25 protein-coding genes and 1 riboswitch are annotated in these 26396 nt (G+C 66.3%); of the genes, 16 read left to right on the top strand and 9 right to left on the bottom strand.

All coding sequences use genetic code 11. The annotated features are described in order from the left end of the window. Positions 1–212: 212 nt before the first annotated feature. The 3 genes from ACYVF5_RS09725 to ACYVF5_RS09715 are packed head-to-tail and all read left to right on the top strand — an operon-like array spanning position 213 to position 3394. Positions 213–968 carry an SDR family NAD(P)-dependent oxidoreductase gene (locus tag ACYVF5_RS09725; protein WP_460945755.1) on the top strand — a complete coding sequence of 252 codons (756 nt, stop codon included), beginning with the start codon at positions 213–215 and terminating at the stop codon, positions 966–968. Between the two features lie 33 nt (positions 969–1001). Next, positions 1002–2189 (top strand): acetyl-CoA C-acetyltransferase, encoded by a 1188-nt coding sequence (locus ACYVF5_RS09720; RefSeq protein WP_460945753.1) that lies wholly within the window; start codon positions 1002–1004, stop codon positions 2187–2189. 11 nt (positions 2190–2200) lie between these two features. Then, positions 2201–3394: a thiolase family protein gene (locus tag ACYVF5_RS09715; RefSeq protein ID WP_460945751.1), complete on the top strand. Its 1194-nt coding sequence runs from the start codon at positions 2201–2203 to the stop codon at positions 3392–3394. 68 nt (positions 3395–3462) lie between these two features. Here ACYVF5_RS09715 and ACYVF5_RS09710 read toward each other — a convergent pair whose 3' ends face one another. Then, a complete protein-coding gene (locus ACYVF5_RS09710; RefSeq protein WP_460945749.1) occupies positions 3463–3756 on the bottom strand; it encodes a DUF427 domain-containing protein in 294 nt (97 codons plus the stop codon). 87 nt (positions 3757–3843) lie between these two features. Between ACYVF5_RS09710 and ACYVF5_RS09705 the strand changes: the two genes are divergently transcribed. From ACYVF5_RS09705 to ACYVF5_RS09690, 4 genes are all read left to right on the top strand, one after another. Then, positions 3844–4842, top strand: coding sequence for an AraC family transcriptional regulator (locus ACYVF5_RS09705; RefSeq protein ID WP_460945747.1), 999 nt, complete (start codon positions 3844–3846; stop codon positions 4840–4842). Between the two features lie 140 nt (positions 4843–4982). Next, a riboswitch (TPP riboswitch) is annotated at positions 4983–5074 on the top strand. Beyond that, positions 5066–5875: a hydroxyethylthiazole kinase gene (gene thiM / locus ACYVF5_RS09700; protein ID WP_460945745.1), complete on the top strand. Its 810-nt coding sequence runs from the start codon at positions 5066–5068 to the stop codon at positions 5873–5875. Its footprint overlaps the riboswitch before it by 9 nt. Then, positions 5872–6543 carry a thiamine phosphate synthase gene (thiE, locus tag ACYVF5_RS09695; RefSeq protein ID WP_460945743.1) on the top strand — a complete coding sequence of 224 codons (672 nt, stop codon included), beginning with the start codon at positions 5872–5874 and terminating at the stop codon, positions 6541–6543. Before thiM ends, thiE begins: the two co-directional genes overlap by 4 nt. Then, positions 6540–8081, top strand: a complete 1542-nt coding sequence (locus ACYVF5_RS09690) for a bifunctional hydroxymethylpyrimidine kinase/phosphomethylpyrimidine kinase (RefSeq protein WP_460945742.1) — start codon at positions 6540–6542, stop codon at positions 8079–8081. The genes thiE and ACYVF5_RS09690 overlap by 4 nt, the downstream gene beginning before the upstream one ends. Positions 8082–8250: 169 nt before the next feature. Here the strand turns inward: ACYVF5_RS09690 and ACYVF5_RS09685 are convergent, their stop codons facing one another. Together ACYVF5_RS09685 and ACYVF5_RS09680 are read right to left on the bottom strand one after the other, a co-directional pair. Beyond that, positions 8251–8916, bottom strand: a complete 666-nt coding sequence (locus tag ACYVF5_RS09685; protein ID WP_460945740.1) for a response regulator — start codon at positions 8914–8916, stop codon at positions 8251–8253. Continuing rightward, positions 8913–10136 (bottom strand): sensor histidine kinase, encoded by a 1224-nt coding sequence (locus ACYVF5_RS09680; protein WP_460945738.1) that lies wholly within the window; start codon positions 10134–10136, stop codon positions 8913–8915. The genes ACYVF5_RS09685 and ACYVF5_RS09680 overlap by 4 nt, the downstream gene beginning before the upstream one ends. A 123-nt stretch (positions 10137–10259) precedes the next feature. On the opposite strand from ACYVF5_RS09680, the gene ACYVF5_RS09675 reads away from it, so the two are divergent. From ACYVF5_RS09675 to ACYVF5_RS09655, 5 genes are all read left to right on the top strand, one after another. Next, positions 10260–11045 (top strand): ABC transporter ATP-binding protein, encoded by a 786-nt coding sequence (locus ACYVF5_RS09675; RefSeq protein WP_460945736.1) that lies wholly within the window; start codon positions 10260–10262, stop codon positions 11043–11045. Further along, positions 11042–12727, top strand: coding sequence for a hypothetical protein (locus ACYVF5_RS09670; RefSeq protein ID WP_460945734.1), 1686 nt, complete (start codon positions 11042–11044; stop codon positions 12725–12727). The genes ACYVF5_RS09675 and ACYVF5_RS09670 overlap by 4 nt, the downstream gene beginning before the upstream one ends. A gap of 149 nt (positions 12728–12876) precedes the next feature. Continuing rightward, positions 12877–13098, top strand: coding sequence for a hypothetical protein (locus tag ACYVF5_RS09665; protein WP_460945732.1), 222 nt, complete (start codon positions 12877–12879; stop codon positions 13096–13098). Between the two features lie 2 nt (positions 13099–13100). Continuing rightward, positions 13101–14078 carry an epimerase gene (locus tag ACYVF5_RS09660; protein ID WP_460945730.1) on the top strand — a complete coding sequence of 326 codons (978 nt, stop codon included), beginning with the start codon at positions 13101–13103 and terminating at the stop codon, positions 14076–14078. A gap of 76 nt (positions 14079–14154) precedes the next feature. Further along, the gene (locus ACYVF5_RS09655) at positions 14155–15309 is read left to right on the top strand and encodes a PQQ-dependent sugar dehydrogenase (RefSeq protein WP_460945728.1); all 1155 of its coding nucleotides are present in this window, start codon (positions 14155–14157) and stop codon (positions 15307–15309) included. A 126-nt stretch (positions 15310–15435) separates the two neighbouring features. On the opposite strand, the gene ACYVF5_RS09650 is transcribed toward ACYVF5_RS09655, so the two are convergent. Together ACYVF5_RS09650 and ACYVF5_RS09645 are read right to left on the bottom strand one after the other, a co-directional pair. Beyond that, complete coding sequence (locus ACYVF5_RS09650) at positions 15436–16365, bottom strand: hypothetical protein (RefSeq protein WP_460945726.1); 930 nt, start codon at positions 16363–16365, stop codon at positions 15436–15438. 163 nt (positions 16366–16528) lie between these two features. Then, the gene (locus ACYVF5_RS09645) at positions 16529–17317 is read right to left on the bottom strand and encodes a TetR/AcrR family transcriptional regulator (protein WP_460945724.1); all 789 of its coding nucleotides are present in this window, start codon (positions 17315–17317) and stop codon (positions 16529–16531) included. Between the two features lie 83 nt (positions 17318–17400). Here ACYVF5_RS09645 and ACYVF5_RS09640 point away from each other — a divergent pair, with 83 nt between their 5' ends. From ACYVF5_RS09640 to ACYVF5_RS09630, 3 genes are all read left to right on the top strand, one after another. Next, positions 17401–18351, top strand: a complete 951-nt coding sequence (locus ACYVF5_RS09640) for an ATP-binding cassette domain-containing protein (protein WP_460945722.1) — start codon at positions 17401–17403, stop codon at positions 18349–18351. After that, complete coding sequence (locus ACYVF5_RS09635; RefSeq protein WP_460945720.1) at positions 18348–19133, top strand: ABC transporter permease; 786 nt, start codon at positions 18348–18350, stop codon at positions 19131–19133. The genes ACYVF5_RS09640 and ACYVF5_RS09635 overlap by 4 nt, the downstream gene beginning before the upstream one ends. Positions 19134–19276: 143 nt before the next feature. Next, on the top strand, positions 19277–20308 hold the full coding sequence (locus ACYVF5_RS09630; protein WP_460945718.1) for an NAD(P)-dependent alcohol dehydrogenase: 1032 nt from the start codon (positions 19277–19279) through the stop codon (positions 20306–20308). Positions 20309–20405: 97 nt separating this feature from the next. On the opposite strand, the gene ACYVF5_RS09625 is transcribed toward ACYVF5_RS09630, so the two are convergent. The 4 genes from ACYVF5_RS09625 to ACYVF5_RS09610 all read right to left on the bottom strand — a co-directional run bounded on the left by ACYVF5_RS09625 (position 20406) and on the right by ACYVF5_RS09610 (position 25646). Continuing rightward, positions 20406–21884: an FAD-dependent oxidoreductase gene (locus ACYVF5_RS09625; RefSeq protein WP_460945716.1), complete on the bottom strand. Its 1479-nt coding sequence runs from the start codon at positions 21882–21884 to the stop codon at positions 20406–20408. 3 nt (positions 21885–21887) lie between these two features. Continuing rightward, positions 21888–22286 (bottom strand): cupin domain-containing protein, encoded by a 399-nt coding sequence (locus tag ACYVF5_RS09620; RefSeq protein WP_460945714.1) that lies wholly within the window; start codon positions 22284–22286, stop codon positions 21888–21890. Between the two features lie 208 nt (positions 22287–22494). Next, entirely contained in the window at positions 22495–23490 is a 996-nt protein-coding gene (locus ACYVF5_RS09615) for an adenosine deaminase (protein ID WP_460945712.1), read from the bottom strand. Positions 23491–23651: 161 nt separating this feature from the next. After that, a complete protein-coding gene (locus ACYVF5_RS09610) occupies positions 23652–25646 on the bottom strand; it encodes a S1 family peptidase (protein ID WP_460945710.1) in 1995 nt (664 codons plus the stop codon). A 229-nt stretch (positions 25647–25875) separates the two neighbouring features. Between ACYVF5_RS09610 and ACYVF5_RS09605 the strand changes: the two genes are divergently transcribed. After that, entirely contained in the window at positions 25876–26310 is a 435-nt protein-coding gene (locus ACYVF5_RS09605) for an META domain-containing protein (RefSeq protein WP_460945708.1), read from the top strand. Positions 26311–26396: the final 86 nt, after the last annotated feature.

Raw genomic sequence — 26396 nt, 5'->3', positions numbered from 1 at the left:
TCAGTCGACGAAGGCATCTTCGGCATCCCCCGACTGCCCTCGGGGATCGTCGTGCGCCCTCGACTGCTCGATCGTCTCGACACAGACGCAGACACAGACGCAGACACCGGCGTTGTCGTCAGAGGATCGTTCGGAAGCGGAAGGACTGGAGCGCATCGCGTAACCTGAACCGCATCGGTGCATCGTCGCACCGGACAGTCGAAGGGAGCGCCATGAGACTCCAGGGAATCACCGCCGTCGTCACCGGCGCCGCCTCAGGGCTCGGCGCGGCAACCGCTCGTGAACTCGTCGCCAGCGGAGCCACGGTGCTCGGACTCGACCTGCCTGCGCAGATCGAGAAGGCCGGCCGGGCGGATGGCATCCGTTATGCGGCCGCAGATGTCACGAGCGAGGCAGATGTCCGGGCAGCGCTCGACACCATCGACGACACGAAGCCGCTGCGACTGGTGGTCAACTGCGCGGGGATTGCCCCGGCGAAACGCATCCTCTCGTCGAAGGGGGTGCACGAGCTCGAGGTGTTCCGCACGACCATCGAGGTCAACCTTCTCGGCACGTTCAACGTGCTCCGGCTCGGCGCAGAAGTGATCGCGCAGCAGAGCGCCGATGAGCACGGGCAGCGCGGTGTCATCGTCAACACGGCTTCGGTCGCCGCCTACGAGGGCCAGATCGGCCAGGTCGCCTACTCGGCGTCGAAGGCTGGCGTCGTCGGCATGACCCTGCCCGCCGCCCGCGATCTCGCCCGCTCGGGCATCCGGGTCAACACGATAGCGCCAGGCATCGTCGACACACCGATGCTCGCCTCACTCGGAACAGAGGTCGTCGGATCGCTCGCCGCGGGCATCCCCTTTCCGCAACGCCTCGCCCGGCCGAGCGAATACGCACAGCTTGTGCTTATGCTCGTCGAGCACGACTACATCAACGGCGAGGTGGTCCGCATGGACGGCGCACTGCGAATGGCCCCGCAGTAGACGCAGGGCTACCACACGGAAGGCGGATCATCGATGACCACAACTGTTCTCGTCGCCGGAGCTCGAACACCGGTCGGGCGACTGCTCGGATCGCTCACGGACTTCTCGGCAGCACAACTCGGAGGCATGGCGATCGCCGGGGCGCTCGAGCGGGCCGCGATCGCCCCTGATTCCGTCGATGCGGTCATTATGGGCCAGGTGCTGACCGCCGGTGCCGGGCAGATGCCCGCGCGGCAGGCGGCTGTCGCGGCCGGTGTGCCGATGACGGTGCCCTCGCTCACCGTCAACAAGGTCTGCCTCTCTGGCATCCAGTCGATCATCATCGCAGACCAGTTCATCCGCACCGGCCTGTATTCGACTGTGGTCGCCGGCGGGCAGGAGTCGATGAGCCAGGCCCCGCACCTGCAGCTGCGCTCGCGGGCCGGCCAGAGATACGGCGCCATCACCATGGCAGACCACATGGAGGTCGACGGCCTCTTCGACGTCTACACCGGGCAGTCGATGGGTCTCTTGACCGAGAAGCACAACGATGCGCACCCGCTCTCGCGTGAGTCGCAGGATGCCTTCGCGGCGCGGTCGCATCACCGGGCGGCAGACGCCCATCGTGCGGGACGCTTCGTCGGCGAGATCGTGCCGGTGACGATTTCACGGCGGAGCGGTGACGTTGTGTTCGACCGTGACGAGGCCGTGCGCGACGACACGTCCGTTGAGGCCCTTGCCGGGCTGCGCCCCGCATTCAGGGCAGACGGCACGGTGACCGCGGGCAACTCGTCGCCCATCTCCGATGGCGCCTGCGCCGTTGTGCTTATGAGCAGAGACGAGGCAGAGGCCCGCGGCTTGGACTGGATAGCCGAGATCCACTCGGCGGGAATGGTGGCCGGACCAGACTCGAGCCTGCAGCATCAGCCGGCCAACGCCATCCGGGTCGCATGCGAGAGAGAGGGGATCGAGCCCGCCGATCTCGACCTGGTCGAGATCAACGAGGCATTCGCCGCTGTCGGTCTCGCCTCGGCAGCCGACCTCGGCATCGACGCGGAACGGGTGAACGTGAACGGCGGCGCGATCGCCATCGGGCATCCGATCGGAATGTCGGGTTCCCGGATCGTGCTGCACCTCGCACTCGAACTCGCCCGTCGCGGCGGGGGCATCGGCGCTGCCGCCCTCTGCGGCGGTGGCGGGCAGGGTGACGCGCTCATCGTCAGGGTTCCGAAGACCACATAGGGGGCACGATCATGGAACGCGCGGTCATCGTCGACGTCATCCGCACGGCATCCGGCAAGGGCAAGAGGGGCGGGGCGCTCTCGGGCACCCACCCGACCGACCTGCTCGCGAGCGTGCTGTCTGCCCTGATCGAGCGCAACGGGCTGGACTCCGCGCAGGTCGACGATGTGCTGGTCGGATGCGTCAGCCAGATCGGCGACCAGAGCGCCAACGTCGCGCGCAACGCCATGCTCGCGGCGGGTTTCGACACGAGAGTGCCGGCCGCGACCATCGACAGGCAGTGCGGATCGAGCCAGCAGGCGGCGACGTTCGCCGCGCAGGGTGTGATGGCTGGGTCGTATGACATCGTCATCGCCGCGGGCGTCGAGTCGATGAGCCGGGTGCCGCTCGGCACGGCCGCCGCCGGCGGGACTCCCTATGGGCGCGGCGTACGAAGCCGCTTTCCAGACGGGCTCGTGAACCAGGGTGTGTCAGCGGAGCTCATCGCGAAGCGGTGGGGTTTCAGCCGTCGCCGGCTCGACGAGTTCGCAGCCGAGTCACATCGTCGCGCGGCAGAGGCCGCCGGGAGCGGTGCGTTCCACGCCGAGATACTCGCCGTGCCGGTCACGGATGCCGATGGCGCCGAGGTGATGTTCGCCCGTGATGAGACGGTCCGGACGACGACGACCGTCGAGGGGTTGGCGGGCCTTGCCGCTGCGTTCAGGACAGAGGATCTCGCCGAGCGCTTTCCCGACCTCGACTGGTCGATCACGCCGGGCAACTCCTCTCCGCTGACCGACGGGGCGTCTGGCACGCTCATCATGAGTGAGTCGATGGCCATGCGGCTCGGTCTCACCCCGCGTGCCGCGTTCCACAGCTTCTCTGTCGTGGGAGACGATCCCCTTTATATGCTCACCGGTCCGATTCCGGCCACCAGGCGCATCCTCGAACGATCGGGGCTCGTCTTCGACGATCTCGACGCCTATGAGGTGAACGAGGCGTTCGCATCGGTGCCACTCGCGTGGGCAGCCGAGTTCGACGCGGACCCGGCCAAGCTCAACCCTCGTGGCGGCGCGATCGCACTCGGCCACGCCCTCGGTTCATCCGGAACCCGCCTTCTCACAACTCTCGTGAATCACCTCGAGGCGACGGGCGGCCGCTACGGCCTGCAGACCATGTGCGAGGGCGGAGGAATGGCCAACGCAACGATCATCGAGCGGTTCTGAGGCGCTTCGCGTTCATCCCCTGGCCCGCGGGAATGCGGCGTGCCAGGACCTCTGACCGTTACGACGGGCTACTCGCTGATGACGACGGCGCGATCGAACGCGACGAACTTGGAAAAGTCTCTGCCGACCTGCTTGACGGCATCCGCGTTGGGTGCAACGTACGCCCAAGCGACATCCTTCGGGCCGCCGACGAGGGAGTAGTACTCGGCCTGCCCCTTCCAGGGGCACGTGTACACCGTTGGGCTCGATTCCAGCGCCGACCACGTGATAGAGCTCGGAGGGAAATACCAGTTCCCCTCGATCATAACGAGATCTTTGGCGTCCGCAGTCGCGATGACCTTGTCCCCGAGTGTGGCTTTCATGTCGTCCTTTCGATAAAACGTGATGGATACTTCTTGCGGCTGTTGCCAATACCCATCATTCCCCGCGCTGGGCGTATAGTCCATAACGTGGAATCCAGTATTTCTTATCGATCGTCCAGCGCTGAGGTCCTCCTCGATGCACATGACCCCTTCCGTGATGTCCTGGCGTTGGCGCGACCCCAGACCGTTGTTCCCGTCCCACTCCGCGCGACGGCGCCCTGGAGGGCTCAGTTCTCGCCCTTCCCGCACGTCAAGCTCGGCGTGATAGTGCACGGCGAGTGCTGGCTGTGCGTCGACGGACTGGAACCACTTTTCCTGAGCGCTGGAGACTTCTATCTTCTCGGAAATCCGCCCCCTTATGGCCTCGGAAGCTCGATTGAGGCAGCCAGAGCTCGCGACTCGAACGGGCCGGTCGGCAAGGAAGTCTCCGCGAGCGGGTCCGAGATTTCTCAAGGTTCTGTCACGTACACCTGCAGCGTCGACTTCACGTTTCAAGATTCCGATGCATCGACCCTCTTTTCATCCCTTCCCGCGGCCATGCTTGTGAAAGCAGACGACACTGACGGAAGGCTGCTCTGGAATATCGCGACCCTTCTCGTCCACGAGATTGAGACGCACAAGCCGGGCCGGTCTCTTGTCCTTGAGCATCTGGCCCAGATCCTCCTGGTGCATATGCTGAGGTCGCACGCCGGTTCGTCCCATAAGCCACTGGGATGGCTTGCGTCGGTCTCCGACGATGGGATCGGGGCAGCGTTACGCGCTATACATGCTGAGCCGCGCCATCGCTGGACGCTCGAAGAGCTCGCCAAAATTGCGATGATGTCGAGGTCAGCCTTCGCGGCGACCTTCAGAGCCAGAGTGGGAAGACCTCCTTTGGACTACCTCATTGAGTGGCGAATGCAGCTAGCGCGTGGCGCACTGCGCACGCAGGACTCCCTCACGGCCATCGCAGGGGCCATCGGATACCAGTCCGAAAGTGCCTTCAGCACCGCTTTTCGGCGTGTTGTCGGGATGTCGCCACGTGAGTTCCGCGTCTCGCTGAATGCGCAGCCGAGGGACCGTGGATCGGTAGCCCTGCGCCGGTGAGGTCGCCCGAGGTTTATGAGCCAACGTCGCCTCGGTCACCGTGTGCTCATGGGAACAACGAACTATTACGGGGGCTCGTCGAGCCTGCAGCAGACGCGGTTCGGATGAGCCACAACGAAAGAGTGCCTAGACTGGAGAGCACTTGTGACACGGGGTGCCCGCGAGGGCTGAGAACACACCCGTCGAACCTGATCTAGTTCGGACTAGCGAAGGGATGTCGCGTATGTCGCGCACGCCAGAAGACCTCATTTCATTCACCCAACGTGCTCTCGCCCGATTGCGGGGGAATCCACCGCTCGTGCAGTGCATCACCAACAGCGTCGTCACAAACGTCACGGCGAACGCACTGCTCGCGATCGGAGCGTCGCCCGCCATGGTCGACATCCCCGACGAGGCCGATGCTTTCGCTCGCGTCGCCTCCGGCCTTCTCGTCAATCTGGGCACACCGACGACGGAGCAGCGTGAGGCGGCGATCGAAGCGACGGCCGCGGCCGTCGATGTGGGAACACCGTGGGTTCTCGACCCTGTCGCGGTCGGTGTGCTCCCGGTGCGCACCGCGCTCGCGCATCGCCTCGTCGATGCGGGTCCGACGATCATCCGGGGCAACGCCTCAGAGATCCTCGCACTCGCGGGCGCCGGGGGCGGCGGTCGTGGAACGGACAGCACAGACGAAGTGGATGCCGCCGGCGAGCACGCCAGAGGGCTCGCGATCGCAAGCGGTGCCGTCGTCGCGATCTCTGGACCGGTCGACCTCATCTCGGACGGCCGGCGCACGATCAGGGTGGGCAACGGGCATCCGCTTCTCACGAGAATCACCGGAGGAGGGTGCGCTCTGGGAGCCGTGATGGCTGCGTTCGCCTCTCTCGACGACGACCGGCTGGCAACCACCGCTGCTGCGACAGCGGTCTATGGTGTCGCCGCCGAGATCGCCGCCGTCCGCTCTGCCGGGCCGGGCAGCTTCGCTGTGGCGTTCATCGACGCGCTCGCTTCCGTCGACGCCGAGGTCATCGCCGAGCGGGCATCGTTCTTATGACCCGTGTGCGGAACGCCGACCTCTCGCTCTATCTGGTGACCGACTCGGGGCAGTCGCTCGCTGCCGGGCGCGCGATCGACGACACGGTCGCAGAGGCCGTCGCAGGCGGCGTCACAGCTGTGCAGGTGCGTGAGAAGGATGCCTCGGCGCGCGACATGCTCGACACCGTGCTGCGGATCGCGGAGCTGATCCCAGACGGCGTGTCGTTGTTCGTGAACGACAGGGTCGACGTTTTTCAGGCGGCGCGCGCCTCCGGGGCACGTGTGACGGGTGTCCACGTGGGCCAATCAGACCTGTCCGCAGTTCTCGTGCGCCAGCTCATCGGGCCGGAACCGGTGATCGGGGTGAGTGCCGCGACGCCGGAGCAGCTGCGCGACGCCGCGGCCCACCCCGGTGTCGTCGACTACGTCGGTATCGGGGCGCTGCATCCCACGAGATCCAAACGGGACGCGCCCGCGGCACTCGGGCATCGCGCCGCCGCGCGGCTCATCGCCGCGACCACTCTGCCCGCCGTTGTGATCGGCGGGGTGAACGCGAGCGACCTGCCCCGGCTTCGAGCAGCGGGCGCCGCCGGCGCCGCCATCGTGTCGGCGATCTGCGCGGCCGACGATCCGAGGGCGGCGGCCGCTCATCTTGTCACAGCATGGAAAGAGGGAACGACTGCATGAACAACATCCTTTCGACGGGCGTCGCCCGGTCTGCCCTTGTGCCGGGCCCTGTTCTCCGTGTGCCCCGTGTGCTCTCGATCGCGGGCACAGACCCGACAGGGGGTGCAGGCATCCAGGCCGACCTCAAGAGCATCGCCGCACACGGCGGATACGGCATGGCGGTCGTCACGGCGCTCGTCGCCCAGAACACACAGGGTGTGCGCTCGGTGCACCTGCCGCCTGTGTCGTTCCTCGTCGAGCAGCTCGACGCGGTGAGCGACGACGTCGAGATCGACGCCGTCAAGATCGGGATGCTCGCAGACGCCGGAATCGTCGCGGCCGTCGGTGACTGGCTGCGCCGTGTTCGCCCGCCCATTGTCGTTATAGACCCGGTGATGGTCGCGACGAGCGGTGACCGGCTGCTCGACCGCGAGGCGGAGAGAGCGCTGCGCGAGCTCGTGCGGCTCTCAGACCTGGTGACGCCGAACATCCCCGAGCTCGCCGTGCTCGCCGATGAGCCCGTCGCGGCGGACTGGGCAGGCGTGCTCGAGCAAGCGCACCGTGTGTCTGAGCGGTATGGCGTGACGGTGCTGGCGAAGGGCGGACACCTCGCCGGAGAGAGCGTTCCCGACGCTCTCGTGGATGCCGCGGGCCGGCTCGCGGGGGAACGGACCCGTGTCGAGTTCACCGGTGCGCGGATCGCGACGGCCAACACACACGGAACCGGATGCTCCCTGTCATCGGCGCTCGCGACGCTCCACCCGGTTTTGGGCGGCTGGGAGCCCGCCCTGGAACGGGCGAAGGCATGGCTGACCGAGAGCATAGCCTCCGGGGAATCGCTCGCCGTCGGTGAGGGCAACGGCCCGATCAGTCACTTCGCAGACCTGTGGGAGCGTGCAGGCATCGCGCAGGCGAGCGCCGATGACCTCGCCGAGCAGTGGTGGGCCGACATCCACGACATCCGCGGGCAGATCGACCAGCTCGATTTCGTGCGCGCCCTCGGGGACGGCACCCTCGACCGTGAGGCGTTCCTCTGGTACCTCGCCCAGGACGCCCTCTATCTGCGCGACTATTCACGAGCACTGGCCGAGGCGAGCAGGCTCGCACCGACACAGGCTGAGCAGGCGTTCTGGGCGGACAGCGCGAGGGGTGCGATCGTGGCCGAGCTTCAGCTCCACGAGAGCTTTCTCTCGGCTGACGGTGGCGTCGTCGAAGCGTTGCCGAGTCCCGTGACCACTGCCTATCTCAATCACCTGTTCGCGGCGGTCGCGCGCTCGGACTACAACGTGCTCGTCGCCGCGTTGCTCCCGTGTTTCTGGCTCTATCACGATGTCGGCACACGGCTGCACACGATGTCGTCTGCGGAGCATCCGTACGCGCCGTGGCTCGATGCCTATGCGGATGCCGTGTTCGCGGACAACACCCGTCGAGCGGTGCAGATCGTGTTCGACGCCGCTGCGGCAGCCACACGGGACAACCGGGCTGCGATGAAGGAGGCCTTCCGGCTGGCGGCCGAGCACGAGCTCGCGTTCTTCGCCGCGCCCCTGCTGCGCCCCTGATGCGCCTGATGCGCCCCTGAAGGCTGCGATCATCACGCGCTACTCCATTTGTGACGCGCTACACGAGATAGGGGCGCGCGTCACAAATGGAGTAGCGCGTGGTTAAGGATGCTCCGCAGGCTCGACCACGGTCGGGCTCTTCCGCCAGCAGGGCTCGACCGCACACCACTCACTCCCGGGCCCGTGATTCGTGGGCGATGATCGCCAGCTGCACGCGATTGTCGATCCCCAGGCGCGCGAGAGCGCTCGAGATGTGCGCCTTCACGCTGCCCACCGAGAGATAGAGCCGTTCGGCGATCTCGCCGTTCGACAGTCCGTCCGCGACGGCGAGCGCAACGTCTCGTTCCCGCTCGGTGAGCTCTCCCAGGCGGTTCTGCACGGGGGCGGACGTCTCGTTCCCGCTCCTTCTCACATGGTCGATGAGCTGCCCGAGAACGCTCGGCGAGACCGTCGGCATTCCCGTGGCGGCGGTGGTCACGGCGGCCAGGATCTCTTCGGGAGGCGTGTGCTTGAGCAGGAATCCGGCGGCACCGGCCCGAAGCGCATCGAGCACAACGCTGTCGGCACGGAACGTGGTGAGCATCACGACCGCCGGCGCATCACGCTCTTCGGCGCGCAGGGCGCGAAGGGCAGTGACGCCGTCCATTCGAGGCATCCGGACGTCGAGCAGAACCACGTCCGCACGTGTCGTCCGCACAGCGGCAATCAGCTCGTCGCCGTCGGACGCCTCGCCGACGACCGAGACACGCGGATGCCCCTGAAACATCAGGCGAAGGCCGGCGCGAACGAGCGGGTCGTCGTCGACGAGCAGAACCGAGACGCGTTCGCCGCTCATCGTGTTCCTGCCGGAAGATCGACGATCACGCGAAAGCGCCCGCCCTCGATGCCAGAGACGAGGGTGCCGCCGTCGACGCGGACGCGTTCCGCCAGGCCGATCAATCCGCTGCCGCCCGCGGGCAGGTCGGTGTCTGAGACCCCGACGGGAACCGCGTTGTCGATGAGAACCCGGATGCTGCTGTCGTTCTCTGTCACCTGCGCGCGCACCCGCGCGAGGGGAGCGTGTTTGCGGGCATTCGTCAGGGACTCCTGCACCACGCGATAGATCGTTCGCTGCACGGATTCACGCACCCCGGCGGCATCCACGTCGATCGAGAGGTCGACCTGCTGGCCGGCCGCGGCGGCCTCGGCGGCGAGTCCCCCGATATCGGCGAGGCGCGGCTGCGGTCTGCCCGTTCCGAGTTCGTCTCCGTCGGCCCTGAGCAGCGCCAGAAGCTCTCGCAGGTCCTCGACGGCGAGATGGGCGTTCTCGCGGATCACCCGGGCGGCGGCCTGAACCTCGTCCGGAGTGAGCGCAGCCGTCGAGCCGGCTCTGAACTCGAGCGCACCGGCATGCACAGAGAGAAGCGAGATGCGGTGGGCGAGCACGTCGTGCATCTCGCGGGCGATGCGCTCCCGCTCGTCGCGGCGGGTGCTGATCAGCTGCTCTTCATATCGCTCACGGTCACGCGCCGCCGACTCCCTCAGCCCGGCGATCACCTGACGCCGCGCGCGGCCCAGCAAGCCGATGCAGAGCGCCAGGGCGTAGAGCAGCGGTATCACCACGACCCACATCTCCCAGGGCATCGCCGGGATCGGCGCGACCAGGTGATAGGGGAGCGCACAGACGATGTGCACGGCCGTGATCAGCAGGGCCGTTGCCGGCCTGGCGGCCAGGAGGCCGACGCGACAGACGCCGATCAGGGTGGGAAGACCCGCCGTGATCGCTATCGAGCCCGGAAGAATGAACAGCAGCGCGCAGACCACCGGGTAGCGTCTCGTCCACCAGAGCAGGCAGCAGGCGAGAAAGCCGACGGTCCGGTCGATCGGCCAGAACCAGTCAGCGATCTGCGGATGAATCTCGGGAAGGCCGTTCACCCACCATTGCACGAGTGCGAGGGCGAAGAACACCGTGTCGCTGCCCCACTCGCCGGGACTGCGAGAGACGGCGAACGGCGACAGACGTCGGCCGAGACCGTGCCAGGCAGGCTCGATCGTGACGTTCGACGCCGTCTCCATGGTCCAATGATAGGGATGCCGCACCCGCGTGATGAGCGTGCGTCGCGCATCGTGGCCGGTCGTCGATCGGTTCTGGCCAGTCGGCCGATGCGGTCGAGCAGCCACCCCGCCACGCTGGACGACATGACTGAGAACACAACGAGCTCGACCGGGTGGGCGCTGGAGCTGAGGGGCCTGCGGCGTGTCTTCGGAGACAAGGTCGCCGTCGACGGGATCGATCTGACGGTTCCCCACGGATCGTTCTTCGGAGTGGTGGGCCCGAACGGCGCGGGAAAGACCACTGCCCTGTCGATGGCCGTCGGCCTGCTGCGCCCGTCGGCGGGGAGGGCATTCGTGCAGGGCGTGGACGTGTGGTCGGACCCGATCGAGGCCAAGCGCCGGCTCGGTGTTCTTCCCGACGGTCTCGCTCTGCCCGAGCGTCTGACCGGCGGGGAGCTGCTCACATACTGGGGTCGCTTCAGAAGGATGCCGAAAGAGATCGTCGCCTCGCGCACCGCTGAGCTCCTGCGCGTTCTCGAACTCGACGAGGCCGAGCAGCTCGGCACCCTGGTCGGCGAGTACTCGACGGGCATGCGCAAGAAGATCGGTCTCGCCACAGCCCTGCTGCACACCCCTCGAGTGCTGGTGCTCGACGAGCCGTACGAGGCCGTCGACCCGGTGTCGGCCCGCGTGCTGACCCGCATCCTGCGTCGTTTCGCCGACGCGGGAGGGTCTGTGGTGATCTCGAGCCACGTGATGGCCCTCGTCGAGCAGCTCTGCGATCGGGTGGCGATCGTGGCCAACGGAACTGTCGTCGCACAGGGGCCTCTCGACGACGTGCGGGCAGGCGCAAGCCTGGAAGACCGCTTCGTCGAGCTTGTCGGCGCCGCTCCGATCGACGAAGAGGAGCTGACGTGGATCGGGCAATGATCTCTCTGAAGTTCGCGATGCTCCGCAACAGCTCGGCGGGACTGCGCAAAGCGGGATGGATCATCGGCGCATTATTTGTGATGGCCACCTGGGTCGCAGCCGCCATCGTGCCGGACGAAGGCGTTCGTCACTCGGTTCTGGCGTTGGGCTTCGCCGTCTGGATGGTCGGCGGAATGGTCGGGCCCGTTCTGATGAGCGGGGCGGGTGTGTTGCGCCCCGACTATTTCTCGTTGCTTCCGCTGTCGAAGGCGACGGTCGGGCGCGGTCTGCTCGCCAGCGTCTTTGTGAGCATCGCGTCTGGGTTTGTGCTGCTGGCCCTTCTCGCGTCGTCGTGGCAGGCTGCGGTCATCGCCCCGGCCACCATCGTCATCGCGGTTCTCGGCGCGGTGCTGAGCTGGATTCTCATCATCACGCTGTCGCGCCTGGTCTATGGCCTGCTCGGCGCGGCGATGCGAACGAAGCTGGGCATCGAGATCGCCGGTGTGCAGTTCGGCATCATGTTCGCCGCGATGTTCGCCGGCTGGATGATCGTCTCGGTGGCCGTGCAGAGCGTTCCCCTGCTGCTGTCGCAGGGTGTGCCGCCCGGGCCGATCACCGACGTGCTCAACGCCTTTCCGACATCCTGGCCCCTGCTGGCGATCGACGAGGCCGCTGCGGGCTCGTGGGGCAATGCGCTGCTGCTTCTGCTCGCACTCGCCGCGCTCGACCTGCTTCTTGTGATCGCCACCATTGCGCTCCTGGTTCCGCGTTCCGCGCGCGTTGTGCACCGCAGAGGGCGGCCTCGCTCCATCAGGCTTGTCGCCGGCGGCGGGATGATTCCGGCCACGCAGACCGGAGCGGTCATCCTCAAAGAGGTGCGGCAGTGGCGACGAGACGCGTGGCGTGCGCTCGAGAGCTCAACGGCGGTCTGGACGGGTGTGGCGATCGGCATCTTCGCCCTGCTCGGCGGCTATACCGCCCCGGTCGCGGCGTTCTCCGGGGTCATCGTCGCCTTTATGCTCGGTCTCAGCGGATGCAACCTCTATGGCCAGGATGGATCGGCTGTCTGGCAGAACGTCGTCGGCGAAGACGAGACCTCGGTGCGATCGGATGTTCGCGGTCGCCAATGGGCGATGGTCATCGTGTTCCTGCCGCGCGCGGTTCTCGTTACGGTGGTGTTCCTTCTGATCGGCCAGGCGTGGTGGGCGGTTCCGTATCTGATCGCGGCGATTCCGGCGACGATCGGCGCCGCTGCCGGTGCCGCCGTTCTCACCTCGGCGGTCGGTGTCTCTCCCGGTGTCGACCCGCGCCGTCGTGTCGGCCCGAACGACGCCAATGGCAACATCTCGCTTCACGTGTGGGTGGTCATCGCGGCCTTGAGCCTGACGGTGCTGCCGACGGTGGCGGTCATCGTGTGGGCCGCGATCAGCGGCTCCGGTCTGGTGACCGTGCTTGCCGCGGTCGTCGGGGTCGCGAACGGGTTCGGCGCGGCCTGGCTGCTCGGTGCCATCGCGATCCGATACCTGCGCACCAGAATGAGCGACGTCTTCAGCCGCATCCGTTACGGCACGATCTTTCGCGAAGGCGAATCGAACGGCATCCTCGACTGGATCGCACGGACCACGCTGAAGGGCGAGCAGCAACTGGTCGCGGCCAGGCAGAAGGAGCGGAACGAGAAACTCGCCAAAGCGGCCCGCCGCTGATGCACACGTGAGGGGCTGCGGGCGTCACGCGCTACTCCATTTGTGACGCGCTACACGAGATAGGGGCGCGCGTCACAAATGGAGTAGCGCATGGTGGGAGGATGTGCGGCTACCGGCTACCGGCCGCTCGGATAGGGTTGTGGCAGAACATGCCTGCCTCTCTGTCGCCGTATGAAGCGTCTGCCGCTGAGACCATCAGCCGGCTTCCTCGGAGTATCGCCACCGTGGTCACACTGATCGAGAGCGCGGATTCGGCGAGCATCGGGCAACGAATTGCACTGACCCTCGTGCATCCTGTGTTCGGAACACTCTACGAGTACAACGGCGTCTTCCACTACGAGGTCGCGCCCGAGGCACAGAAGGAAGGCTGACCATGAGAGACCGAATCGTCATCGCGGGCGCGTCAGGGTTCATCGGACGGTATCTGGTGGCGGCGTTTCGCGCCGACGGCGCCGACGTGACGACGATCGGCCGAAACGGCGCCGACGTCGGGTGGGGCGACACCGCAGCCATCACCGACCTTCTCGACGGCGCCGATCTCGTGATCAACCTCGCAGGCAAGAGCGTGAACTGCCGATACACCGAGGCGAACCGCGCCGAGATCCTGCGCTCGCGGGTGCAGACGACCCGCGCCATCGCCGAGGCGATCGCCCAGTGCGAGAACCCGCCACCGCTCTGGCTCAACTCGTCGACGGCGACGATCTATCGTCATGCAGAAGACCGGGAGATGACCGAGGATCACGGTGACATCGGAACCGGTTTCTCGGTGAACATCGCCACAGCCTGGGAGCGAGAGTTCTTCTCACCCGACCTGCCCGGCACCAGGCGCGTCGCGCTGCGGATGGCCATCGTGCTCGGCGATGGCAGCGCCCTCCTCCCGCTGATCCGGCTCACCCGGTTCGGGCTCGGCGGTCCACAGCTCGACGGTCGCTGGCCCTCGACGAAGGCCAGGCGCGACGCCGGAACGTTCCACGAGGTCGGCGCTCGCGGCGGGCGGCAGAAGGTCAGCTGGGTGCACATCGCCGACGTGCTCGGCGTCATCCGATTCCTGCGCGAGCGCGACGACATCAATGGGGTGATCAATGTGTCGTCACCGAATCCCTCTGACAACAGGAGCATGATGCGGATGCTCCGCCGGGTTCTCGGGGTGCGCATCGGCCTGCCCGCGTGGCGGTGGATGCTCGAGGTCGGCTCTGCAGTGATCCGCACCGAGACCGAACTCGTGCTGAAAAGTCGGTGGGTGGTGCCGGCGCGTCTCGAGAAGGCGGGGTACCGGTTCTCGCGCCCCGATCTCGAACCGGCGCTTCGCGAGATCGTGCGTGAGCGCGCGGGTGGCTCCGCACAGCACTGAGTCCAGGCGCGGGTTGCCGTGTGCCATTCCGATGACGTCGCCGATGGGTCACCATAGAGAGCGGGAGGCGATCGACATGGCAGGCATCTGCTCGAACCGCACGTCTCTGGCAGCTGCGGCAGCCTCTGCAGCCGCTCTGGCTCTGATTCTCGCCGGCTGTTCGGGGAGTGAGCCGCAACAGTCCGGCTCGGCTTCGCCGCCGAGCGTCAGCAGTGCACCGACGCAGACGGCGCAAGCAAACCTCGCCCTCGGCGAACCCGAAGAACTCGTCACAGGACTCGAGACCCCCTGGGGTCTCACGTTCTTGCCAGACGGGTCAGCGCTCATCTCGTCGAGCACCACCGGTGAGATCCTTCGTCTGCCAGAGGGCGCCAGTGAGGCCGAGACCGTCGGTGTTGTGCCCGGTGTCGAGGTGAGCGCAGAGGGCGGCCTTCTCGGGATCGCCGCGTCTCCGGGATTCGACTCGGATCGCACCGTGTTCGCCTACGTGTCGTCGTCGCAGAGCAATCGCGCCGTCGCGCTGAGCATTGCCGAAGACTTCGGTTCCCTGACCGAGGAGCGCGTGTTGCTCGACGGCATCCGCACGGCGGACCGGCATCATGGCGGCCGGCTCGAGATCGGGCCGGACGGATACCTGTGGATCGGAACCGGCGACGCTGGTGAACGCGAGAATGCCGCTGATGAGACCTCGCTGAACGGCAAGGTTCTTCGGGTGGCGCTCGACGGTTCGATCCCAGAGGACAACCCGTTCGGCACCGCCGTCTTCTCAACGGGGCATCGGAACGTGGAAGGGATCGCCTTCGGCCCCGATGGCACCGTGTATGCGTCGGAGCTGGGCGAGAACACCTGGGACGAAGTGAATGTGCTCACTCCCGGTGCCGACTACGGCTGGCCTGAGACCGAGGGCGTCGAGGGCGACACCGGCCAGCCTCCGATCTTCACCTTCCGTCCAGAAGAAGCGTCTCCATCGGGCATCGTGTATGCCGGTGGGTCGCTCTGGATGGGCGCTCTGCGCGGCGAGCGGCTCTGGCAGCTCCCCGTGAACGGCCCGAACGCCGCCGGGGATCCGGTTGCGCACTTCGTCGGCGAGTACGGTCGCATTCGCACCGTCGACGTCGCCCCGGACGGTTCCCTGTGGCTGATGACCTCGAACACGGATGCCACCACGGGAACGGGCGGTGACCCCGGCGGCGACCGTGTCATCCGTGTTCCCCTCGTCGAACAGCGGTGACTGCGGCGCGGGCCGTGGCGCGAGCTCTGGCGTGAGCTGTGGCCCGCGCACAGGTGCCCGCAGAGACGGAGCCCCTCCGGTGTGATCACCGGAGGGGCTCCGTTCAGTACGGGTTGTCAGACCTGACTAGCTCTCGAGTGCCGCCTTGCGACGGGCAACCATCAGAGCAGCAGCGCCCGCGGCGAGGACGAAGAGAGCGAGTCCTCCTCCGACGAGCAGACCCTGGTCGTTCGCACCGGTCTCGGCGAGAACGGGAGTGGTGCCGCCATCGACCGGTGCCGTGGGCGCCGGGTCGACAGGTGCCGGGTCGACCGGAGTCGGTGCAACGGCACCAGCGGTCACGAAGTACCAGGTCGCGACGGCACCCGAGGTGTCGCCTGTGACGACGACTCGGAAGCTGCGGCCGGCTTCGATGAGGCTGCCGTCGGTGTACGAAGCGGTGACCGACACAGCGCCGGCGCCGTCGACGACAGGCTGGTTGGTGGTCGAGAGCACTGTCCACTCGTTGGTGTCCGGGTCGAGGATCTCGAGCGAGACGCTCACGGTGCTGTCATCGCCGAATCCGACGATCTGTGCCTCGACGCCGTCTTTCAGCGCCTGCGGGTCGACCTCGGCCGGGCCGGTGATCGCGGTTCCGGGGAGGATCGTCAGCTCGACGCCCTCGCCGAAGACGTACTCGCCCTCGCCGTCCTGGTACGAGTAGTTGACGGCGTAGACCGGGAAGCCGTTCTCGTCTGGCGAGACCGGCGGGTTCGATGCATCGGGAACGATGGTCGCCACGAGGTTTCCGTCGGCGTCCGTGGTGACGTCGACGCCGGCGATCTCGCCGCCGCCGTTCTCACCCTGTGCGCCCAGGTAGACCCTGACGTCGGTGTCGGCCGGGAAGCCTTCACCGGTGACCTCGATGCCGTCGCCCCAGCTGCCGGCGGTGAACGTGGTGTCGGCAACGGCGATCGTGGCCTCAGGTGCAGGCGCTGCCATCGCGGGAGCCGAGCTGATCGCGACGCCGCCGAGAGCGAGTCCCACGGCGGCGATGCCGCCGCCAAGACGTTTCATAAGGTTTCCAGACAAAGAAATACCCCTCAAATTGGTGACAAGTAGGTCTTCACCCTATCGCATAGCTCGCACACAGGTGCAACGGTTATGGCACCGGGGCGGATGGACTCGAGGATGAAGCTCCCCTGACGTCGCGCCATCCGGCATAGAGAGGCCTCCGGCCTCACTGCGGAGCATCCGGCAGGTGCCGACGCCGCTCGATGATGCGCTCGACTCCGTCGAGTAGAACGCCGAGCCCGAACTCGAATCCGAAGTCGGGGCTCGAGGGGGACTGGTAGGCCTCGCCGGCGGCGGTTCCGACGCGACCAGACAAACGGAACCGCTCGGCATCCATCACGGCATCCAGCACAGTCGCGTTCGCCTCCCACCACTCCAGGTCGCTCTGTCCTGACAGACTGGCGCCGCGCCGCGCGTCGACCTCGGCTCTCGCTGTGCTCTCAACGAAGCTGCCGACGAGGGTGATGACGCCGTCCATCTCGAGATCGGTGAGGCCGATCCCTTCGACCGCTGAGAGCTGATACTCATACTGGTCCGAGATTCCCGGCCCCAGCGGTGGGCGTGAGGTGTTGACCTGAAACAGCCACGGATGCCGTCTGTAGTGCTCCAGCTGCTGGCGAGCGATGCGCTGCAGGCGAGCCCGCCACGGCAGATGGTCGAGCGGCTCTCGTGGCAGCCACGACGTGACGCGATCGATCATGAGGTCGATCAGAGCCGATTTGGAGTCGACGTAGGTGTACAGCGACATCGTCGAGACATCGATGCGCTCAGCGATCTTGCGCATCGAGATGGCCTCGACTCCGTCGTCGTCGGCAACCGAGATCGCTGTGTCGACGATCTGGTCGACGCTCACCTTCTGGCGAGGTCCTCGGGTCCCGCGCGGTTCTCCCAGTTGCTCGCGCCACAGGAGCGCGAGGGTGTTGTCGCGATCAGAAGCGCCGGTGAACTCGGTCATGAAGGTTTAGTCTAGCTTTTCCGTACGGCGTACACTATAGTTTTCCCCCAAGGCTGTACGCTGTACAGAGAAAAGAGGAACGAATGAACCATTCGCTTGTAGCCACAGGCCTCGGCAAGCGATATCGGAACGTGACAGCTCTCGACGGTTTCGACCTCACCGTCACGTCCGGAAGCATCCACGGTCTGCTCGGGCCGAACGGAGCAGGCAAGAGCACCGCGGTGAAGGCGCTCTCGACCCTGATCTCATTCGATGAGGGAACGGCGACCATCGGAGGGCACGATGTGAGGACCTCTGCGGCGCGTGTGCGCAGAGAGATCGGACTTGTGGGCCAGAGCCCCGCTGTCGATGAGATTCTGAACGGCCGGCAGAACCTCGTGATGTTCGGGCGCCTGTTCGGCTTGGGCAAACGCGCTGCGACCGCACGCGCAGACGAACTGCTCGACCAGTTCGGGCTGATCGAGGCGGCTTCGCGTGCGGTCTCGGCCTATTCCGGGGGGATGCGCCGCCGACTCGACATCGCAGCCAGCCTCATCCTGCGGCCCTCTGTGCTCTTTCTCGACGAACCGACCACCGGCCTCGACCCGCGCGGGCGGAATGAGGTCTGGGTCGGCATTCGGGAGGTGAGTGCGGCCGGAACCACCGTTCTGTTGACCACTCAGTATCTCGACGAGGCAGACAAGCTCGCCGATCGCATCTCCGTGATGAACCACGGCGCGGTGATCGCCGAGGGCACGCCAGACGAGCTGAAGCGAGAGACGGCTCCAGACCTGCTCGAGGTCAGCGTCTCGGACCCCTCCAGGCTCGCTGAAGCCGTCGAGATCATCGGGCGGGTCACCGGTTCGATCGCCACTGAAGATCCAGACTCCGCATCGGCCAGCGCCACCGCTCACGGTGCTGCGTCACTCGTTGAGGCCGTGCGGCAGTTCGACAGCGCGGGGATCGTGCTCGACGACCTGTCGATCAGGCGACCGACACTCGATGAGGTATTCCTCACCCTGACCGGTGCTGACGAAAGGACGGTGTCCGTATGAGCGCGCTTCGCGAAGGGTGGATCATCACCCAACGAGACCTGATTCACTGGGTGCGGCAGCCGGCATCCCTCATCTTCGGCTTGCTGTTCTCGATCATGCTGCTGTTGGTCTTCGGCCTGTTGCTCGGCGGAGCGATAGATGTGCCGGGTGCCGGCTCCGAAGCATATATGGGCTTTCTGCTGCCGGGCATGTTCGCGCTCACCATGCTCTTCGGTCTTGAGAACACGATGGCCGCGATGTCTGCGGATGCGGCGAAGGGCGTCACCGACCGGTTCCGCTCCATGCCGATCTCAAGTGCGGCGGTGGTGCTGGGCCGCTCCGGGGCCGACATGCTCTATTCGGCGCTCACACTCGTGGTTCTGATGGGCGGTGGACTGCTCATCGGCTGGAGGGTGAACAACGGGCTGGGGTCCGCGTTGCTGGCCGTGGCTCTGCTGTTGTGGCTGAGATTTGCGCTTCTCTGGGTGGGCATCTTTCTCGGGCTGACGTTCAGGAGCCCTGGTGCGACCATGATGATCCAGGTTCTGGTGTGGCCGATCGGCTTTCTCTCGAATGTGTTCGTCTCACCCGAGACGATGCCGGGCTGGCTGGCGGTCATCGCGCAATGGAATCCGGTGTCGGCCACCGCGACGGCGGCGAGACAGCTGTTCGGAAATCCCACCGGGCTGACGGGAGGCTGGTTCGAGTCGAACGCGCTCACCCTTGCGGTGGTGCTGCCTCTGGTGCTGGTGCTGGTGTTCCTGCCGCTGTCCGCGCGGGCCTACCGCCGGCTGCGTCGCTGAATCGAGCCGATAACGACCCGGTTGGGGTGCAGGACCACCGATTGCATCCCGTTCGGACGCATTCACCGGGCATGATGGGTGAATGCGTCCGAACCGGGTGAACGCTCGTCGGTGAGAGGTCACCCAGAGAGAAAGGCCCCACTGTGCAGCACATTCCCTCGACCATGCGTGCAAGTGTTCTGCTGAAAGCCGGCGAGCTCGAGATCCAGAACCGGCCGGTGCCCGATCCCCAGCCGGGCGATGTGCTTGTGAAGGTGGGCTCTGTGGGCATCTGCGGCTCAGACACCCACTTCTATCACGACGGCAGGCTGGGAAACTTCGTCGTCGAGAAGCCGATAGTGCTCGGCCACGAATGCGGCGGCACCGTCGTTGCCGTCGGCGAGGGCGTCTCGTCGTCGCGAGTGGGGGAACGCGTCGCCATCGAACCGCAGCGCCCGGACTTCACCTCAGTCCAGAGCCGCACAGGTGTGTACAACCTCGATCCGAGCGTCGAGTTCTTCGCCGCTCCGCCCGTCGATGGAGCGTTCCAGGAATATGTCACGGTTCCCGCCGTGTTCGCCCATCCGATTCCGGACAGCATGACCGAAGACGCCGCCGCTCTGATGGAACCGCTCTCGGTGGCGATCCAGGGTGTGCGCAAAGCCCAGGTCACAGCCGGTGATCGTGTGCTCATCTCCGGCGCCGGTCCGATCGGGATCATGCTCACCCAGGTCGCCCTCTCGTTCGGCGCGACAGAGGTCATCGTGTCAGACATCGATGCGGCCAGGCGGGAGCGCGCCCTCTCGTTCGGCGCGACCGAGACGATCGACGCCGGCTCTGTGGATGTCTCCGGACTCGGCCTCGGGGTGGATGCGTTCATCGACGCGTCGGGCGCGACGCCGGCCGTGGTCTCTGGCATCAAGAACGTGCGTCCGAACGGGCGTGCGGTGCTCGTCGGGCTCGGCGCGACCGAGATGCCGCTCCCGGTGATCGACATCATGAACCTCGAGATCACCCTCACCGGAATCTACCGGTACGCCAATACCTGGCCGACGGCCATCGCCCTCACCGCCGCGGGGCGTATCTCGACGGGCAGGTTCGTCACAGCCCGCTTCGGGCTCGACGCCGTCGCAGCGGCGTTCGAAGAGTCGACGAAGTCCGAGAGCCTGAAGGTGATCGTGCGCCCGGGGGAGTAAGCGGGTCTGCATCGCCACGCCGCGGCATCCGATTGCCGGCCTGGCGCCGCGGTTCGGCGCGTGCTCGTGCAGACGTGGGGATGTGCGGCGATCGGGCTCAGCGCAGCCGAAGCCCCTTCGCCGCAGGCCCCTCGAGCAGGCTGCCGTCCGCTGCGAAGCGCGAGCCGTGGGCGGGGCAGTCCCAGGTCCGCTCCTGGTCGTTCCACGAGACGATCGCGTGCAGATGTGAGCACACGCCAGACACACGACAGGTGATGCCGTCGACCGTCGAGACGCCGGTCGGCATCACACCCTCGCGACCCATCGTGCCCGTGCCCTCGGCCGGGGGATCCTCCGGCAGCCTCCTGCCGAGGGCACGGGCATAGCCGACGGCATAGTGCTTGGCGACGGCTGCGCCCATGCCGATGCCGACGGCGAGGGCCACCGGCGTGGTCACCCGTTTGTGCAGCACAGACGCCCAGCCCGGGGTCTCGCCGAGCAGGTCGCCGACCAGTGTGAGTGCGCACTGCGCCGCATTCGTCATTCCCCATTTGTCGAAGCCCGTGGCGAGGTAGATCCGCCCGCGCCCGCGAGGCAGCCACCCGACGAACGGCACACCGTGCGGTGACTCGTAGTCCTGTGCGCTCCACACGTGAGTCCGCTCACCGCCCGGCCAGTGCCGGTTCGTCCACTCGGTCAGGTCGTCGACGAGCGACGCCGGTGACGGATGCCTGCCCACGCCGTGCCCGTTGCCGCCGATGAGCAGAAGCTCGCCGTCGGCATCCGGCGTCGTGCGTATGGACCTGGACGGGCTGTCGACGCTGAGGTACATGTCTGGCGGAAGCTCGCCGGGCACCCGGAAGCTCATGGCGTACGAGCGCTTGGCGGTGAGCTTCGCCCAGTACAGCCCGCGGTCGAGGACGGGGATGCCGGTGGCGAGCACCAGGTGATCGCCCTCGAACTCGCCCTCGGTGCTCTGCACGAGAACCGGGCGGGTCGCACGTGCGCCTGTCACGCGCACACCCTCGTAGATGACGCCTCCGAGGCGCCTGAGCTCGGCGGCCAGGGCGGCCAGAACGTCGAGGGGATCGAACTGCGCCTGCCCGTCGAGAACGACGGCCGCATAGGTCTGGAACGGAAGACCGGCATCCGCCGAGAGTCTCACCGGCAGACCCGTCGACCGCGCCACCTGGTACTCGCGCTCGAGTGTCGGCACACCCTCACGGGTCGACGCGTAGCTCACCGCCGCGCGCCTCTGCACGGCGACGCCGTTCTCGTGGGCGAAATCGAGCATCCAGCGTTGCCCCGCGAGGTTCGCGTCGACGTAGGCCTGCACGATCTTCTGGTAGCTGCGCCGCTTGATCTGCTGCAGCCGCGACCCCTGCAGCACGCTGAGCTTGGCGGTGGTGTTGCCCGTGGCGACCGCGCCAACCCGCCGCGCCTCGAGAACGGCGACGCGGCGACCACGACGCGCGAGCATCACGGCGGCGCAGAGACCGGTGAGACCGGCACCCACGACGATCTCGTCGAACCTTCTCGATCCGCGGGGCACGTCTGTCTCGACGACCGGATGCCTGTCGAGCCATAGCGAGGTCACGGGCTACTCGGGGTCTTGTGGGGTGTGCTGCACAGTTCCGGGCTTGTGGTCCGCGGGGCCATAGACCGAATAGAGCTTCAGCGTGTCATCGCCGGTGTTGGTGAGGTTGTGCCATGAGCCGGCGGGAACGAACACCGCATCGTCGGCTCCTGCCGTCCACTCGTGCACGAGCTCGTTTTTCTTCGGGCCCATCTGCACCTTCGCCTGCCCCGACTCGATGCGCAGGAACTGGTCGACCTCATCGTGCTTCTCAAGGCCGACCTCACCGCCGGGCTCGATCGCCATGACCGTCACCTGCAGGTGCCTGCCCGTCCACAGGGTGGCGCGAAAGTCGGTGTTCGACAGGGTGGCGTCTTCAATGCTCGTGACAAACGGTTTGGGACCGTGATCGGTGATCGACATCATGCTCCTCTATCAGGCGTGCGGTTTCTCAGGCGTGCGGTTTCTCCACCGTACGCTCGGGGGCCGATGCCGCACAGGGTCGCGCGACGTGAGCTCCCGCCAGTTCACCCCGCGCCACTCGATTTGTGATGCGCTACACGAACTCGTGTAGCGCATCACAAATCGAGTGGCGCGAGGCGCTCAGGGCGGTTCTCAGAGAGACGGCGGGCTACGAGAGCTCGGCGAGCAGGCTCGCCTTGCGCTCGTCGCTCGCGAACGAGCCGGTGATCGCGTTGCGGGTGAGCGTGTCGAGCGCATCGGCCGAGAGTCCGAGGCTCTGCTCGACCGCGTTATAGACGTCGTCGATGTAGCCGCCGAAATAGGCCGGGTCGTCGGAGTTGATGCAGACGGCGAGCCCACGCTCGAGCATCACCGGCAGCGGGTGCCCGGCCAGCATGTCGACGGCACGAAGGCGCACGTTCGAGAGCGGGCACACCGTCAGAGGGATTCGTTCGGTGACGAGACGCTCGACGAGGGCATCGTCGTCGAGGCAGCGGATGCCGTGGTCGATCCGTTCCGCGCCGAGCAGGTCGAGAGCCTCGACGATGTAGCCGGACGGCCCTTCTTCGCCCGCGTGTGCGACGAGCCGCAGGCCGGCATCCTTCGCCCGGGCGAACACCTCGGTGAACAGCGATGGGGGGAACCCGACCTCGGCAGAGTCGAGCCCGACGCCGAGCACCGGAACACCGGATGCCAGCACCCGCTCGAGCACATCGAGAGCCTCTGCGGGTGGACGATCGCGCAAGAAGCAGACGATCAGACCCGTCGAGATGCCGAACCGCTCTTCGCTCGTCTGCAGCGAGGTCGCGACGCCTTCGAGCGCCGTCCCGAGCTCCACTCCGCGGGAGGTGTGGGCCTGCGGGTCGAAGAAGATCTCTGCATGTCTGACCCCGGCGGACTGCGCTCTTGCCAGGTAGGCGTCGGTCAGCTCCGTGAAGTCGACAGCGTGCTGCAGCACCGTGAGGTTCGCGTAATAGAGGTTGAGGAACGACTGCAGGTCGCTGAACTCGTATCGGCGTTTCAGGTCGTCGATGTCGGTGTATGGCAGCCGCACGTTGTTGCGCTCGGCGAGCTCGAAGATGAGGTCGGGTTCGAGTGTGCCCTCGATGTGGATGTGCAACTCGACCTTGGGCGAGCCGGATGCTCGTGGCGGGGAGTGGTCCATATGTCACCTTCTCGTCGCGGCGGTCGTCGACACGATCAAACGCCTTTCAGCGTATCGCGCGTGCGACGCGCAGGCTTTCGTCAGAAGCCGTGAGCATCGTGATGCAGACGCGCAGAAGGGGGTGTCGGGCACGTGCCCGACACCCCCTTCTGCGTCAGTGACTACTTCTGTGAAGCAGCGCTCTTGCGGTTGCGGATCACAACGAGCGATGCGCCTGCGGCGAGCAGCATCATCGCCGCGAGCCCGAGGGCCGGCGTGAACTCTGCACCGGTCTCGGCGAGGTCGCCAGAGCCTGTGCCAGAGCCCGCTGGTGCCGGGGCCGGTGCAGGCGCTGCCGCGACGACGAACGACACCTGTGCGCTCGACGAGACTCCGTCGATCGACTGGGTGACGGCGATCGTGTTCGTGCCGGTCTGGACGCCCGCTGCGAGCGCGAGCTCCCAGGCGCCGTCCTCGGCGGCCGTGGTCGAACCGAGGTCGACGCCATTGATGGCGGCGGTCACGGTCGCGCCCTCGACGCCGGTGCCGGTGACGGTCGTCGGTGCGGCATCCGCGGCGAACTCAGCACCATCGGCCGGAGACGTGATCACCGGAGCTTGGAGAACAACATCGAACGCAGCTGTTGCGGCCGGTGACGTTTCACCGTCGAGTGCCTGCACAACGGTGATCTCGTAGCTGCCATAGCCGAGGTCTGTCTCGATGGACCAGGTTCCATCGGAGCCGACAACAGCCGTGCCCTCGACGTCGCCCGAGACGGTGACCGTGGCGCCGGGACGGCCGGTGCCGGTGATCTCGGTCACCTCGGTGACGACGTCTGAGCCGTCAGCGGGGTTCGTGATGACCGGAGCGGTCAGCGGAGCGGGAACGACGTCGAGTGCGTACTCGTTGACGGTCGACTCGTTGAAGCCGTTCTTCGCGAAAATCGAGAAGCTGTATGGTCCGGTAGCGCCCGGGGCGGGGAAGCTCCAGTTGCCAGAGGCATCCGTGGTGATCTCGAACGCTTCTGCGCCGGTCGGGGTGACGACGATGGTGGTCGATGCGGGGCCGGTTCCGCTGATCGCGGCGCCGGTCTGCACTTCGCCGCCGTCAGCGGGGCTCGTCAACACGGGTGCGTCGACGTGCAGCTGCAGGGTGTAGCCGCCGGTGTGGGCGAGGCTGTTCTGCAAGTCGGATGCCCAGATGAAGTTCTCTGAGTCGCCTTCAGCGATGCTTGAGCCCCCACTGAGAATTCCGACAGCTGTGTTGCCCTGGTACACCGCCCCTCCCGAGTCGCCGGGGCCACCGACGAGCTCCGAGCCGAAACCATAGACAATGCGATCGCCGATCTCTGCCCAGCCGTTGACCTCAGTGACGGTGCCTGTGGTGTTACCGGTGGTGCGACCGCTCTTGGCGACCGGCTGGTTGATCTGAGCGGACCCGACGCTGGTGATCGTGGTCGTCGATTCAGAGAGGTCGGCGGTCGTGGACCAGTCCGTGACCTCTGGCTCGAGGTTCAGGCTGCCGTTGGCGACGTCGATCACGGCAACGTCGATGGAATCAAGGTCATTGGTACCGATGGTGTTGTCCGGTCCGCCGTGCTGCGAGAAACCGAATGTTCCGAGGGCTGCCGTAAGAACCACAGGTGAGCCCTCGGGGGCGCCACCGGCAATGTCGCTGGTCGGAAGCGTGAGGTCGGTTACAGTGTTGTCGCCGTTATCTGTGCAGTGACCGGCGGTCACAACAGCAGGGTCGCCCGCCGGTGTCCATGCGGTGAATCCGATGGAGCATGACGACCCAGATAGCGCGTCTTCACTCGTTCTGGTGAAATAGCCCGCTCCGCCGACGACGTCGTTTGTGTCGTACGCGCGGAGTTCGGAGCTGACCTCTTTGATGACGACGTTCGCGTAGCGCTCGTCGAATTCGTCGACGGCCTCCACGTCGGAGTCAACGGTCTTCACCACGACGATCTGCCCGTCAGCGTTTTGTGCAACAGCCTGAACGCCGTCTTCGCCGAGAAGCTCGAAGGCATTCGCCTTGTATTGCGACCCGCTGAGTGGGGCGAGCTCTTCGCTCTCGTTGGCGAAGGCGGGCGTGGCGACGAGCATGCCGCCGAGCCCGAGAGCCGCTGTTGTGCCGATGGCCAATGAACGGCGTAGCCGTCTACCGCGTTGCTGCATACGTGTGTCCCCCAGGGGTAATGTGCGAGAAGTTCACTCACTGACCAGGTGCCAGCAGAGCGCAGAAATGTCCCCGGAAAGGGGGACATGTTGACGGTATCGTTCATCGATCGGTCACAGCAACCTTTCTCGAGGGGTAGTTCTCCCCATAGGCGGCTGTCCAGCGCGTTGGCCTCTCAATCTGTTCACTCATCAGCCGACACGCATGATGCGGTTATACCCTCGACGCATGATCGCTCCAGCAACGCGCAAACGACGTATCACGGCCGTTCTCATCGGGGCGGCTGCCGCAGCGGTGCTCTCGCTTTCGGCGTGCGGACAGGGAAGTCAGCCCGGTGGTGGTGGCTCGTCCGGCGGCTCGACGGGTGATTCTTCGCCGGTGACGGTCATCGGCGAATGGGGCTCAGACGAGAAGGGTCAGCCACGGCTCGAACTCTACGATGACAACACCGCGACGGGCCATGACGGCTGCAACGGGTTCTCGACGACTTACGAACTCGAGGGCGAAACGGCCACATTCGGTGATCTGTTGTCGACGATGAAAGCCTGCCAGGGGGTCGACACCTGGCTCTCGAAGATGAAGACGGCCACTCTCGAGGGTGAGACGCTCGTGATCATGAACGCGAAGGGTGAAGAGATCGGCACGCTCGAGCGCGCCGAGTAGCCCCTCGTTGCGTCACCCTGCCGACGGAGTCCATTCATCGGTTGTTCATTGGTGCGCGGTAGCGGGGTAGTACCTCGATGACACAG

The organism is Okibacterium endophyticum, assembly GCF_054780075.1.
The sequence above is the reverse complement of the archived record's forward strand: the minus strand, read 5'-3'. Positions and strand labels throughout refer to the sequence as shown.

Excerpts from the sequence above, each read along its gene's own strand:
- ACYVF5_RS09725 (WP_460945755.1), top strand. The coding sequence starts at position 213 with ATGAGACTCCAGGGAATCACCGCCGTCGTCACCGGCGCCGCCTCAGGG.
- ACYVF5_RS09720 (WP_460945753.1), top strand. The coding sequence starts at position 1,002 with ATGACCACAACTGTTCTCGTCGCCGGAGCTCGAACACCGGTCGGGCGA.
- ACYVF5_RS09715 (WP_460945751.1), top strand. The coding sequence starts at position 2,201 with ATGGAACGCGCGGTCATCGTCGACGTCATCCGCACGGCATCCGGCAAG.
- ACYVF5_RS09710 (WP_460945749.1), bottom strand. The coding sequence starts at position 3,756 with ATGAAAGCCACACTCGGGGACAAGGTCATCGCGACTGCGGACGCCAAA.
- thiM (WP_460945745.1), top strand. The coding sequence starts at position 5,066 with ATGTCGCGCACGCCAGAAGACCTCATTTCATTCACCCAACGTGCTCTC.
- thiE (WP_460945743.1), top strand. The coding sequence starts at position 5,872 with ATGACCCGTGTGCGGAACGCCGACCTCTCGCTCTATCTGGTGACCGAC.
- ACYVF5_RS09690 (WP_460945742.1), top strand. The coding sequence starts at position 6,540 with ATGAACAACATCCTTTCGACGGGCGTCGCCCGGTCTGCCCTTGTGCCG.
- ACYVF5_RS09685 (WP_460945740.1), bottom strand. The coding sequence starts at position 8,916 with ATGAGCGGCGAACGCGTCTCGGTTCTGCTCGTCGACGACGACCCGCTC.
- ACYVF5_RS09680 (WP_460945738.1), bottom strand. The coding sequence starts at position 10,136 with ATGGAGACGGCGTCGAACGTCACGATCGAGCCTGCCTGGCACGGTCTC.
- ACYVF5_RS09675 (WP_460945736.1), top strand. The coding sequence starts at position 10,260 with ATGACTGAGAACACAACGAGCTCGACCGGGTGGGCGCTGGAGCTGAGG.
- ACYVF5_RS09670 (WP_460945734.1), top strand. The coding sequence starts at position 11,042 with ATGATCTCTCTGAAGTTCGCGATGCTCCGCAACAGCTCGGCGGGACTG.
- ACYVF5_RS09665 (WP_460945732.1), top strand. The coding sequence starts at position 12,877 with ATGCCTGCCTCTCTGTCGCCGTATGAAGCGTCTGCCGCTGAGACCATC.
- ACYVF5_RS09660 (WP_460945730.1), top strand. The coding sequence starts at position 13,101 with ATGAGAGACCGAATCGTCATCGCGGGCGCGTCAGGGTTCATCGGACGG.
- ACYVF5_RS09655 (WP_460945728.1), top strand. The coding sequence starts at position 14,155 with ATGGCAGGCATCTGCTCGAACCGCACGTCTCTGGCAGCTGCGGCAGCC.
- ACYVF5_RS09650 (WP_460945726.1), bottom strand. The coding sequence starts at position 16,365 with ATGAAACGTCTTGGCGGCGGCATCGCCGCCGTGGGACTCGCTCTCGGC.
- ACYVF5_RS09645 (WP_460945724.1), bottom strand. The coding sequence starts at position 17,317 with ATGACCGAGTTCACCGGCGCTTCTGATCGCGACAACACCCTCGCGCTC.
- ACYVF5_RS09640 (WP_460945722.1), top strand. The coding sequence starts at position 17,401 with ATGAACCATTCGCTTGTAGCCACAGGCCTCGGCAAGCGATATCGGAAC.
- ACYVF5_RS09635 (WP_460945720.1), top strand. The coding sequence starts at position 18,348 with ATGAGCGCGCTTCGCGAAGGGTGGATCATCACCCAACGAGACCTGATT.
- ACYVF5_RS09620 (WP_460945714.1), bottom strand. The coding sequence starts at position 22,286 with ATGTCGATCACCGATCACGGTCCCAAACCGTTTGTCACGAGCATTGAA.
- ACYVF5_RS09615 (WP_460945712.1), bottom strand. The coding sequence starts at position 23,490 with ATGGACCACTCCCCGCCACGAGCATCCGGCTCGCCCAAGGTCGAGTTG.
- ACYVF5_RS09610 (WP_460945710.1), bottom strand. The coding sequence starts at position 25,646 with ATGCAGCAACGCGGTAGACGGCTACGCCGTTCATTGGCCATCGGCACA.
- ACYVF5_RS09605 (WP_460945708.1), top strand. The coding sequence starts at position 25,876 with ATGATCGCTCCAGCAACGCGCAAACGACGTATCACGGCCGTTCTCATC.